The organism is Longimicrobiaceae bacterium (genome assembly GCA_035696245.1).
In the GTDB taxonomy this organism is placed as follows: domain Bacteria; phylum Gemmatimonadota; class Gemmatimonadetes; order Longimicrobiales; family Longimicrobiaceae; genus DASRQW01.
This window is the reverse complement of the sequence record DASRQW010000422.1, coordinates 1-12,089: the sequence shown is the minus strand read 5'-3', so window position 1 is coordinate 12,089 and position 12,089 is coordinate 1. Positions and strand designations below refer to the sequence as shown.

Here is a 12,089-nt window from a genome sequence, read left to right as displayed (position 1 = left end):
TGTCCGGGCCGCGCTACAACGAGCGCCAGGCCGCGATGGTGGACCGGTGACGGCGGCTCCGAATTCGGCCTCGGCCCGGCCGCGCGTGATCTGCCATATGATGGCGTCCACCGACGGGCGCATCGTCGTGGACCGCTGGCCCATCTCGCCCGAGGGGCGGCGGCAGTACGAGCTGGTGCACGCCGGCTACGAGCCCGACGCGTGGATCTGCGGACGCGTGACGATGGAGCCGTTCGCGAAGGGCGTCCGCTCCGAAGCTGAACTCGCGCGCGAGCACGCGGGCGGCGCGACGCGCGAGGACTTCCGCGCGCCGGGCGAACACGACTCCTTCGCCTTCGCCATCGACGCGAGCGGGCGCCTCGCGTGGGAGTCGAACGACATCGACGGCGACCATGTGGTCGCGATCCTGTCCGAGCGCGTGTCGGACGAGTATCTCGCGTTCCTTCGCGAACGCGGCGTGTCGTACATCCTCGCCGGGGCACGCGACGTGGACCTGCCGCTCGCGCTGGAGAAGATCGGCGAGGGCTTCGGCGTGCGCACGCTGATGCTGGAAGGCGGCGGGCGGATCAATGGCGGAATGCTGCGCGACGGGCTGATCGACGAGGTGAGCCTGCTCATCGCACCTGTGGCGGACGGGCGGATCGGGACACCGGCGCTGTTCGATGTGGACGCCGACGGCGTCGTGCCGCGCCGCCTCGCGCTCCAGTCGGTGGAGCGGCGGGAGGACGACGTGGTCTGGCTGCGCTACCTCGTCGAGGAAGCGAAGGCCTGAGCGCCGCGCCACGACTCGAACGGGAGGCTCGATGGACGCTTCGATCCACGCCGCGCTGGGTGGCTGGGGCAACTTCTACCTGCTCACCGGCACGGCGGCGGCCGCCCTCACGGGGCTCCAGTTCGTGGTCCAGAGCCTCATCGCCTCCAGCGGACGGCAGGCGCTGGCGGGAGGCGACCCGGCAGGGGGAATCGAAGCGTTCGGGACTCCCACCGTGGTGCACTTCACCGTCGCGCTCGTCGTCTCCTGCCTCATGTCCGCGCCCTGGCCCGGATACGGGAGCCTGCGCGCGATCCTCGGCGTGATCGGCGCGGCGGCGCTCGTGTACTCCGGCCTGGTGCTGCGGCGGGCGCGCAGCCAGGAGACCTACGCGCCCGTGGCCGAGGACTGGATCTTCCACATCGTGCTGCCGGCCGTGTCGTACGCGGCCATTCTCCTTGCCGCCGTGCTCCTCGCCCGCGACGTGGAAGGGCCGGAGTCGATGATCGCCGGCGCGACGCTGCTCATGGTCTGCGTGGGGATCCACAACGCCTGGGACACGGTGACCTACCTGACCGTCAACGCGCTTCAGGCCGTCGACCATGCGCGCGAGCCCACGCCGCCGCGCCGCAACGACTCAGGAAAGCGTCGCGGACGCCGGAGGTGATGGCGGACAGCGCGTCATCAGAAGACGTGAGATGCGGTGCGGGCGATGCGCCGCTCGCGTTATCGCGTCGCGGTGGATTCGCCAGCGTCGCCAGAAGGTCAGTGCGAGACGCAGGATGGTCGCGCTACCGAGCGGGCGGATGCGATAAATCGCACCCCTACAACGGATTGCGGTCGGGCGGAGGGTCACTCCAGGTCGTCGATGGAGCGGGGCCAGTCTTCCTTGAGGAGGCGCGACATGGCGCGGTCGGCGAGGAGGCGGCCGCCGGTCTGGCAGCGGGCGCAGTAGTTCGTCTCGTTGTCGGCGTAGCGGATGCGCTGCACGGGCGCGTTGCACACCGGGCACGGCATCCCGAACCGCCCGTGCACCGCCATCGCCGGATGGAACGCCGTCACCTTCTCCGGAAAATCCCCGCCCGCCTCGCGCAGCAGCCGCTCGCTCCACTCCGCCAGCGTCGTCCGCACCGCATCGAACAGCGCCGCCACCTGCGCGTCCGCCATCTTCTGCGTGAGCAGCATGGGCGAGAGGCGCGCGCGGTGCAGGACCTCGTCCGAGTACGCGTTACCGATGCCGCTGAACAGCCTCGGGTCGGTGAGCGCCCGCTTCAGCGTGTGGTTCTCGGAGCGGAGACGTTCGGCGAACGCGGGCAGGTCAGCATCCATCACCTCCAGCCCTCCACGGTCGAACTGCGCGAGCGCGTCCTCGCCCTGCACCACGTGCAGCATCGCCCGGCGCTTCGTCCCCGCTTCCGTTAGATGCAGTATGCCATCGGGGAAGTGGAAGCGCGCCAGGACCAGCTTGCCACCCATCGGCTTGGCGAGCGACCTCCACCGCAGACGCCCCGCGATCATCAGGTGGATCACGAGGAAGAGGTCGTCCTCCAGCCCCATCACGAGCCGCTTCCCCATCCTCCGCAGCTCCGTGACGCGCTTCCCCTCCAGCGCTTTGATGGGCGGGGAGACGGTGCGCAGAACGAACGGGTTCAGCATCTCCACCCGCTCCACCGGCTTCCCCAGCGTGAACGCCGCCAGCCGGTCCAGGTACACCAGCACGTCCGGCAGCTCCGGCACGGCGCTCCTCGCTTCGCGGGTTCGGGATGATTGGCGGGAGCAGCAGATCATCATCTCCCGTCCCACCCGCCAATCCTCCAGCCTAGCGCGTCCGCCCCCCTCCGGCAACGAGCTTTCGGCGGAGGATTGAAGGCCAGCTATCGGCGGACCTCGGGATGACCAGCCGCGTCGCATCTCCCGACCAGCAGGTCCACCTCGGATGCGACGCTTCCTTGCCCTGCCGAATGCCTCCCGCTCTCGATAATACCTCGGACGATGAATCGAACGTAGATGACCGGCGGCTCTAGGTAGTGCCTCGAGAGTCGCACGCGCTTTCGTGACTTTCTCGAGGATGTGCTGGACGCTGTCGGTCCAGGCGAACGGCTTGGGGTCCTCAGACTGGATCTCGGCGTTGAGACGGGCGGCCGGAGAAGGCACAGGTCTAGCGGCGAGGGGCAACAGGAACATCCGTGCGGGAGGAGGAACGGCGAAACCGCCGCGCGGGGCAGCTCGCCGGTGCCGAGCCTCGGGCTCGCGACGGTCCCCGGATGCGGCGGCACGCGCGAAGGCCCTGATATCCACCACCCGCTCGTCCTGTCCGCCCCTCCGACCCTGAACCCGCAGCATGCCGGGGACGGCCGCGGCTACACGCTCTGGATGGCGATGCGGGCAAAGACGTGCCACGACGACTTCTCCCAGATGCCCTGCAGGTACAGGTGGTCCACGTTGGCGCCCACCTGGTGCTCCAGCACCAGGCGCGTCTCCTCGGCCAGCTCCAGGTACGCGTCGATGGTGCTGGGGACCATGTTGGCGTTGCTCATGGTGCCGACGGCCAGAGCCTTCTCGTTGCCGCAGCCCACGTCTTCCGCGCGGCGCAGGCGGCAGTATCCGCCGTACGGCTCCGCGTCGGTGGTCACCTTTCCGAAGGCAGCCATGTCGTCGTAGGTGACCAGCGACGTAGCGGTGACGTGGTAGCGCCCCGCCGCCAGCTTCACCACGCCGGTGCCCGCCTCCAACTGCACGCTCGTGCCGCGCGAGGATTCCGTGCGGTTGAAGACGCGCACGTTCCACCCGCTGCTCTGCGCGGGCTGGGTGGAATCGACCGCCATCGGCTTCTTGCTGTCGGAGTGCTCGGCGAAGACGGCGAAGTGCGGCTGCGCCACGTCTCCCGGGCCGGCGGTGAAGCCGGCGAGGGGCCACAGCTCCTGTGTAGCAGGGATGTTCAGGTAGATGCCGCCGAAGCCCTGGCGCGTGGACTGCTCGCCCGACGCAAGCGAATCGCCCACGGCGAAGTGGTCGGTGGCGGTCAGCATCACCGTGTCGGAGTCGCTGATGTCGCCCGTGTCCCAGACGGCGCGGCCGCCGGCGGTATGGATGGCGTACACCAGGTTCGTGGCCGCGCCGGGCGACGGACCGGGGTTCATCACGCTGAACAGCCGCAGCTCCAGCCCCAGGCGCTGACTCTCGGCGGCGGCGTACGCCTCGAACGCCGGCAGGTCTCCGGAGTGCAGGGCCGCCATCTTCCTGACGTCCAGCTTGTCGTCGTCACGCCCGGTGTAGCTGACGGCGGTGAAGAGGATGGCCGTCGGCGCCGTCCACTCGATCTTGGCGCCGCCCAGGTAGCTGGTGGGAAGCATCATCTGGCCGGAGAGGGCGATGTCGAAATCGCCCTCCGCCAGCCCGCCCGCCAGTGCCGCCAGCTTGTCCGCCTGCTCCTCGCCCGGCAGCGCCAGCTCCACCCACTCGGCCCGCAGCCGGTGCGGCGCGCCATGGTAGTGGTGGCTGATGATCTCGGTCAGCGCCTGCCCCAGCTCGTAATCCAGGCCGGTGAGCCTGCCCTCGTCGCGATAGACGTACGGCACGCCGGCGACGAAGCCGAACCGTAGCGTGCCGCGCCGCAGCACCGCCTTCAGGGCGTCGTCCGCCTCCTCCGCCGGCACCCACGGATCGCAGTCGCCGCTGCGGGGGCGGAATCGCGGCGCGATGCCAATGTACCGCGCGTACATCTCCTCGTACCGCGCGCCTCCGTGCTGGTCCAGGAACTCGCCCAGCGCCGCGTTGAACACGCGGTTCACCTGCGAGGTGCGCGTGCCCGGCGCGGCCAGCGGCGGAATCTGCGCGGTGATCTTGTATTGCATCGAAGTACCGTCCCGTTGGCTGTAGCGATGGGGGAACCGCGGACGCCGGCCTACAGGCGGTGGATGCTGATGCGCGCGAAGATGTGCCACGACGAGTCTTCCACCGCCACCTGCAGGTACAGGTCTTCGGTGTGGGCCCCGGCCTGGTGGTCCAGCATGATCTCCACCGGCTCGTCCACGTGAAGGTACGTGTCGATCAGGCTGGGCAGCATGTTGACGTGGCTGATGGTGCCCAGGGCGATGGGAGTGTCCTCGCGGGCCGCCTTGTCGGCGTAGCGCAGCCGCGCGTACCCGCCGTACGGCCGCGGTTGCGGCGTCACGCGCCCGTCTGTGTCCGTCTCGGGAAAGAACGGCGTGACGATGGAGCTGGCGGTGATGTGGTAGGTGCCGGGCTGCAGGCTCACCGCACCGGTCTCCATGTCCAGGCTGGTGCTTCCCTTCGACTCCACCTCTACCCGGTTGAAGACGCGGACGTTGGCCTCCGGCTCCATCTTCTTGTGGCTGTCGGACCACTCGGCATAGACTGCGCAATCGTGGCTCATGGCTCTTCTCCGGGTTGGAAGCGGGTAGACGGACCAGGAACGTTCGATCCCGGCGGCGACCTGCCCGGATCGAATACCCGGCGGGCGCCGAGAAAGGGCAAGCCCCGCCGCATCGCCTGAGCGCGAGCTACGGGGCTGCACGACACGGCGCGCCCGTGGGGGGCGTGCCGCTCACCGCGTTGTCGAACGTCGGCGCTCGGCCGGAGGGATGGACGGCCTGCGGAAGGTCCGCGCGAAGGCCCCAGCGGGCCGGCGCATGGCGGGTGAGGCGGTGGTGGGGAAGGTTGGGGAACGGGCCCAGCCGGGCGGTGGCCCTTCGGCCGGCACTCTGGGGTCAGCGGGCCGGCGACACCCGCCGGAAGGTCGTCGGCGGCGGGGCCAGTCCCGCCAGGAGCCGGCCACGAACGTACACCGGTCACGCAATATGGTTAGCGGCCGGTGATCCGGCCGGCAAGCATCTAGTGCGGGCCGCCCTAGGTGGAGGCTCGTGCCCGTGCCGTCAAACACCGCCTGGTTATGACGTTATGACGGAGCCACCGAATAGCGCACGCTCTTCCTGAATCACTACACTAGGCAGCGTGAAGGGCTGCCCACCGCGTCTCTCTTGACGTGCCGCGTCGGGTGCTCTACTCTGGTGGAAACGTTTTCAGTAATCGGTTACATCCGGTGCGGCATCCCCCGCTGCGCCAACGCAGGATTCCCGGCATCCCCTCCCGCCGAACAGGAACCGATGCGTGTGACCATCAGGGACGTGGCGCGGGTGGCGGGCGTCTCCGTCGCCACCGTGTCGCGGGTGCTCAACGAGAGCGGGCCCGTGGCCGACGACACGCGGGTGCGCATCCACCGTGTCGCCGAGGAGATGCGCTACGCCCCCAACGGCGCCGCGCGCAGCCTCAGCATGCGGCGCTCCGGCACGCTGGGCGTCCTGCTGCCCGATCTGTACGGCGAGTTCTTCAGCGAGGTGATCCGCGGGCTGGACCAGGCGGCCCAGCGCGAGAAGTACCACCTGCTCCTCTCCAGCTCCCACAACGACCGCACCGACATCGAAGCCGCGCTCCAGGCCATGCGCGGCCGCGTGGACGGGCTGGTGCTGATGTCGCCTCACATCGACGTGCAGGTCCTCTCCGCCAACCTGCCGGAGAGCCTGCCCGTGGTGCTGCTCAACTCCGCCGTTGAGAGCCCCGACTTCGACACGCTGGCGGTGGACAACTACGGCGGGGCGCGGGAGATGACGCTGCACCTGGCGTCGCACGGGCACCGGCGCATCGGCATGGTGCGCGGGCCCGAGCCCAACCACGACGCGTACGAGCGCCTGCGCGGCTACCGCGACGCGCTGCGGGAAGCGGGGCTCCAGCACGACGCGGAGCTGGAGATGGAAGGCGACTTCACGGAGGAGTCGGGCTTCCAGGCGGCCCGCCGTCTCCTCGCGCTGGCGGACCGTCCGACGGCGCTCTTCGCCGCGAACGACTCCAGCGCGCTGGGCGCCATCAGCGCGCTGCGCGAGGCCGGCGTGGCGGTGCCGGGCGAGATGGCGGTGGCGGGCTTCGACGACATCCCCATCTCGCGCTTCCTCACCCCGCCGCTCTCCTCCGTGCGCGTGTCCATCAACGAGCTGGGCGCGCAGGCCATGCAGCAGCTGGTGCGCGCCGTGGCGGACGAGAACCGGCACGCGCGCGTGCACCTCACGCTGCCCACCGAGCTGGTGATCCGCGAGTCGTGCGGCTGCCCGCCCGTTCCCGCGGCGTCGCCGGACCGCGTCGCCACCGGCCCTCCGCCGGCCGAAGAGACGTAGCGCGACGCCAGGTGGACCGGCGTCGAGCAAGTCCCGGAGTTTTCCCTATCCCGATCCCGTAGTTCCATTCTCCCAGGAGCCGAACGACGATGACAAACCGAGTCGGAATCCGCGGGCTGCTCCGCGCATGTGCGGGTGTGGGGGCGCTGGCCCTCGCGCTCGCCGGCGCGGCCGCCGCGCAGACGTCCACGGGCAGCATTCGCGGGACGGTGAGGAGCAGCGAAGGCGCCATGGCGGCGACGGCCTTTGTGGAGGCGCGCAACACGCAGACCGGCTTCGTGCGGCGCACGCCGGTGCAGCAGGGCGGCTTCTACAACCTGGCCGGCCTGCCCCCCGGCACGTACGCCATAGACGTGCGCGGCACCGGCGGCGAGACGCAGGCGCGCAGCATCGTGGTGGGCGTGGGCCAGTCGCTCACGCTGGACCTGAACGTGGGCGCCCGCACCGTGGCGCTCCAGGGCATCACCGTGGTGGGCGACCGCGCGTTCGAGACGCAGACGAGCGAGGTGGCGACCAACGTGACGCGGCAGCAGATGGAGGCGCTGCCGCAGGGCGACCGCAACTTCCTCAACTTCGCCCAGCTGGCCAACGGCGTGCACCTCTCGCTCGACGACCAGCGCAAGACGGTGAGCAGCGGCGGCCTGCCGGCCGAGCAGGTGAACGTGTTCATCGACGGCATCAGCTACAAGAACGACATCCTGCAGGGCGGCGTGGCCGGGCAGGACGCCAGCCGCGGCAACCCGTTCCCGCAGAGCGCCATCGGCGAGTTCCGGGTGATCACCGAGAACTACAAGGCCGAGTACCAGAAGGCCGCCGGCGCCGTGATCACCGCCGTGACCCGCACCGGCGGCAACCGCTGGGAGGGCGGCGCCTTCGCGTACGGGCAGCCCAACGATTTCGTGCGGCAGGACTTCTTCGCCGACCAGCGCTGCGACCAGGCGAAGACGGCGGGCAACGCCTGCGCGCCCAAGCCGGACTACCGCCGCTGGCAGGCGGGCGTAAGCCTGGGCGGCCCGCTCATCAAGGACAAGCTGCACCTGTTCGCCGCGTACGAGGGCAACTACCAGGACCGCGCGGCCACGGTGTTCCTCAACGGCGGCGCGCCGCCCGCGGCCGTGAGCCAGTTCGGCAAGTACGCGGGCAGCTTCGGGCAGCCCTTCCGCAGCAACCTCTTCTTCGGCAAGCTGAGCTACCAGCCGGTGGAGAGCCACACGCTCGAATTCACCGCCAACCTGCGCAACGAGCACGAGACGCGCGACTTCGGCAGCCAGACGAGCTTCGAGGCCGCCACGGACCTGCGCAACAACGTGAACACCTTCGGGCTGAAGGACGACTGGACGCACGGCAGCCTGCTCAACCAGGCGTCGGCCAGCTTCCAGCGCTACTCGTGGAACCCCACGCCGCTCAACCCCGGCCTGGTGGGGCGCGACATCATCGGGACCATCCGCATCGGCGGGAACAGCACGGAGCAGAACTTCACGCAGGACCGGCTGTCGCTGCGCAACGACGTGACGTACACGCGCGCCGGCTTCCTGGGCGACCACGTCTTCAAGGGCGGCGCCAACCTGGACTTCCTCACCTACGACGTGCAGAAGCGCCTCTTCGGCAACCCGGTGTACACCTACCGGCCGGACAGCCTGGACGTGCCCACGCAGGCGCAGTACGGCGTGGGCAACCCGGATCTAAGCGCCAAGAACCGGCAGCTGGGCGTGTACGTGCAGGACGACTGGAGCCCCACGCGGCGCCTGCTGCTCAACCTGGGCCTGCGCTGGGACTACGAGACGGACATGCTGAACAACGACTACGTGACGCCCCAGGCGCTGCGCGACTCGCTGAGCGGCTTCGTGCCGTCCAGCTACTTCACCAGCGGCAAGTCCGACCGGCCGCCCTTCTACGGCGCGTTCCAGCCGCGGGTGGGCGCCTCGTTCGACGTCACGGGCGACAAGCGCACGGTGGTGTTCGCCGGCTTCGGCATCTTCTACGACCGCACCTTCTACAACGCCATCGTCGACGAGAAGTACCGCCGCCAGTACGCGGTGCGCACCTTCCAGTTCTCCACCAACGGCGCGCCGCGCAACGGCACGCCCACCATCGTCTGGCGGCCCGAGTACGGGACGGCGGCCGGGCTGGACCAGCTCATCGCCAGCGGCAGCGCGCCCAACCCCGAGGTGTTCCTGCTCGACAACAACACGCGCCCGCCCATGTCGCAGCAGTGGAGCCTGGGCATCCGGCAGGCGGTGTCGTCGTGGCAGCTCTCGGCCACGTACACCGGCGTGCGCGGCCACAACCTGCTCTCGTGGATCCGCGGCAACCGGCAGGTGGACCCGAACAACCCCACGGCCATCCCCGCCACCGGCCCCTGCTGCCGCTCGCTGGCGTCATACGCCGCGGTGTTCGTGTCCAGCGACGCCAAGCGCACCTGGTACGACGCGCTCTACCTCAAGGCCGAGCGCCCGTACACGGCGGCCTCGCGCTGGGGCGCCACGCTGAACTACACGTATTCGAAAGCCACGCAGAACGGCCGCGACCTGTTCAGCCTGGACCGCCCGCGCATCGAGGACACGGGCCGCTACCCCAGCCCCGGCGACCAGCGCCACGCGATCGTGGCCACCGGCATCGTGGGCCTGCCGTGGGACTTCCGCTTCAGCTCGCTGCTGAGCCTCAACAGCGGCAGCTCGTTCACCATCATCGACGCCACACGCGGCTTCGGGCCCAACGACATCGACTTCCGCGGCGGCTACCCGGACAAGCAGAGCTTCATCTTCCCGGACGCGTTCGCGTACCGGCAGCTCGACCTGCGGCTGGAGAAGGGCTTCACCTTCGCGCCGCGGCAGCGGCTGGCGGTGGTGGGCGAGGCGTTCAACGTGACGAACGCCACCAACTACGGCTGCTTCAACGACTTCATCCCGCCCGAGGGCAACCCGAACGTGGGCAAGCCCAACTGCACGGTGGGCTTCCCGCGGCGCTTCCAGCTGGGCGCCACGTACGGCTTCTGACGTGAACACGCGCCCGGCATCCTTCCCGCGAGGGCTGGATGCCGGGCGCACCTCGTTCCACCGGCTCCGGCGCAACCGAATGCGATCCTCCGCCGTCCTCGGCACCCTGCTGCTCTCCCTCGCCGCCTGCAACGCCGCGCGCACCTCGTCCATCGCGGATCTCCCGCCGCCTGATGCGTCGGTGCCGCGGCGTGACGATCCGTTCCTGGACACGCTGCAGCAGCGCACGTTCGGCTACTTCTGGGAGCTGTCCGACCCGCGCACGCGGCTGGTGCCGGACCGGTGGCCCACGCCGTCGTTCAGCAGCGTGGCGGCGGTCGGGTTCGCGCTCACGTCGTATCCCATCGGCGTCGAACGGAAGCTCGTGACGCGACGGGAGGCGGCACAGCGCACGGTGGAGACGCTGCGGTTCCTGTGGCGCGCGCCGCAGGGGCCGGGCGCGACGGGGATGGCGGGCTACCGCGGCCTCTTCTACCACTTCCTGGACATGGGGACAGGCGAGCGGTTCAAGGACGTGGAGCTTTCCACCATCGACACCTCGCTGCTGCTGGCCGGCGTGCTCACATGCGGCGAATACTTCGACGGGCCGGGCGCGGACGAGGCGGAGATCCGCGCGCTCGCGGACTCGCTGTACCTGCGGGCGGACTGGAAGTGGATGCAGGTCCGGCCTCCGCTGCTGGGCATGGGATGGAAGCCGGAGAGCGGCTTCATCGACTACGACTGGCACGGGCTGAACGAGGGGATGCTGCTCTACGTGATGGCGCTCGGCTCGCCCACGCACCCCATCGAGCCGGACGCGTGGACGGCGTGGGCATCCACCTACAAGTGGGGCACCTACTACGGGCAGGAGCACCTCAGCTTCGCGCCGCTCTTCGGGCACCAGTACAGCCAGGTGTGGATCGACTTCCGCGGCATCCGCGACCCGTTCATGCGCGAGAAGGGCATCGACTACTTCGAGAACTCGCGCCGCGCCACGCTGGCGCAGCGGGAGTACGCCATTGCCAACCCCGACGGGTGGAAGGGCTACGGCGCGGACCTGTGGGGGCTGAGCGCGAGCGACGGCCCGGTGGACGGCGACTACGACGTGCACGGCCGCCGGCGCCACTTCTTCACCTACGCGGCGCGCGGCGCGAGCTTCACCGAGGTCCGCGACGACGGCACGCTCGCCCCCACCGCAGCGGGCGGCTCCATCGCCTTCGCGCCCGAGGTGGCGATCCCCGCGATGAAGGAGATGCGGCGCAGGTACGGCGACGACCTGTTCGGCAGATACGGGTTCCTCGACGCCTTCAATCCCACCTTCGACCTGGCCGTCCCCGTGCACCACGGCCGCGTCGTTCCCGGCGTGGGGTGGTTCGACACCGACTACCTTGGCATCGACCAGGGCCCCATCATCGCCATGACGGAGAACTACCGCAGCGGCCTCGTCTGGAAGCTGATGCGCAAAAATCCCCACATCGCCCGCGGCCTCCGTCGCGCGGGCTTCACCGGCGGCTGGCTCGACGCCCCCGGAGCCCCGAAGTGACGACAGCGCCCCAATCGCTGTCGGCATCGGCGACGTGTCCGACGCGTGGAAATCTCCCCGCAGCAGCTCGCGCCGCCGGGCTTCGCGCCGTCGTAGCCCGCGGGTTTACCCGCCCGGGCGCCGCCGCCGCGCCGAACGCATGCGGCCCACGATGACCCCGCCCCTGCTCTCCCCCGCTCGCCGCACATCTACCGACTCCTCACGAACTCGGGAGATGCACGGCATCCATTCGTCGAATTTCCCGACACGGGAGATGGACCGCATCGCATGCCGCACATCCACCGATCCCTCACGGATTCGGGAGATGCGCGGTTTCCGTGCGTCGGACCAGATCGGCGGGAAGATGGACGACGTCCCCTGCCCTGCATCTCCCGTCGTTCGGCAGATGCGAGTCGTCCGCCGAGTGATGGTCGGGATCGCGCTCGCGTGCGGCTTGAGCGCGGTGGCGTGCTCGGGGTCGGGGGATGCGGACGGGCGGGTGACGCTGCGGTTCTGGGCGATGGGCGCGGAGGGCGAGGTGGTGCAGCAGCTCGTGCGCGACTTCGAGCGCGAGAACCCGCGCATACACGTGCAGGTGCAGCAGATCCCGTGGAGCGCCGCGCACGAGAAGCTGCTCACCGCGCACGTGGGCG

General features: G+C 69.8%; 9 protein-coding genes. 6 read left to right on the top strand and 3 right to left on the bottom strand.

The window, feature by feature from the left end:
* Positions 1–46 precede the first annotated feature (46 nt).
* Positions 47–772, top strand: coding sequence for a dihydrofolate reductase family protein (locus VFE05_18925; GenBank protein HET6232155.1), 726 nt, complete (start codon positions 47–49; stop codon positions 770–772).
* Positions 773–803: 31 nt separating this feature from the next.
* Entirely contained in the window at positions 804–1,418 is a 615-nt protein-coding gene (locus VFE05_18920) for a hypothetical protein (GenBank protein HET6232154.1), read from the top strand.
* A gap of 185 nt (positions 1,419–1,603) precedes the next feature.
* Here VFE05_18920 and VFE05_18915 read toward each other — a convergent pair whose 3' ends face one another.
* The 3 genes from VFE05_18915 to VFE05_18905 form a co-directional block, all read right to left on the bottom strand.
* Positions 1,604–2,488 (bottom strand): DNA-formamidopyrimidine glycosylase family protein, encoded by an 885-nt coding sequence (locus VFE05_18915; protein ID HET6232153.1) that lies wholly within the window; start codon positions 2,486–2,488, stop codon positions 1,604–1,606.
* Positions 2,489–3,111: 623 nt separating this feature from the next.
* Positions 3,112–4,605, bottom strand: coding sequence for a hypothetical protein (locus tag VFE05_18910; protein HET6232152.1), 1,494 nt, complete (start codon positions 4,603–4,605; stop codon positions 3,112–3,114).
* A 50-nt stretch (positions 4,606–4,655) separates the two neighbouring features.
* On the bottom strand, positions 4,656–5,147 hold the full coding sequence (locus tag VFE05_18905; protein ID HET6232151.1) for a hypothetical protein: 492 nt from the start codon (positions 5,145–5,147) through the stop codon (positions 4,656–4,658).
* Between the two features lie 736 nt (positions 5,148–5,883).
* On the opposite strand from VFE05_18905, the gene VFE05_18900 reads away from it, so the two are divergent.
* From VFE05_18900 to VFE05_18885, 4 genes are all read left to right on the top strand, one after another.
* Positions 5,884–6,939 carry a LacI family DNA-binding transcriptional regulator gene (locus VFE05_18900; GenBank protein HET6232150.1) on the top strand — a complete coding sequence of 352 codons (1,056 nt, stop codon included), beginning with the start codon at positions 5,884–5,886 and terminating at the stop codon, positions 6,937–6,939.
* Between the two features lie 89 nt (positions 6,940–7,028).
* Complete coding sequence (locus VFE05_18895; GenBank protein HET6232149.1) at positions 7,029–9,935, top strand: carboxypeptidase regulatory-like domain-containing protein; 2,907 nt, start codon at positions 7,029–7,031, stop codon at positions 9,933–9,935.
* 79 nt (positions 9,936–10,014) lie between these two features.
* Positions 10,015–11,457: a glucoamylase family protein gene (locus VFE05_18890; GenBank protein HET6232148.1), complete on the top strand. Its 1,443-nt coding sequence runs from the start codon at positions 10,015–10,017 to the stop codon at positions 11,455–11,457.
* A 304-nt stretch (positions 11,458–11,761) separates the two neighbouring features.
* A partial coding sequence (locus VFE05_18885; protein ID HET6232147.1) for a hypothetical protein occupies positions 11,762–12,089 on the top strand: 328 nt, incomplete at its 3' end.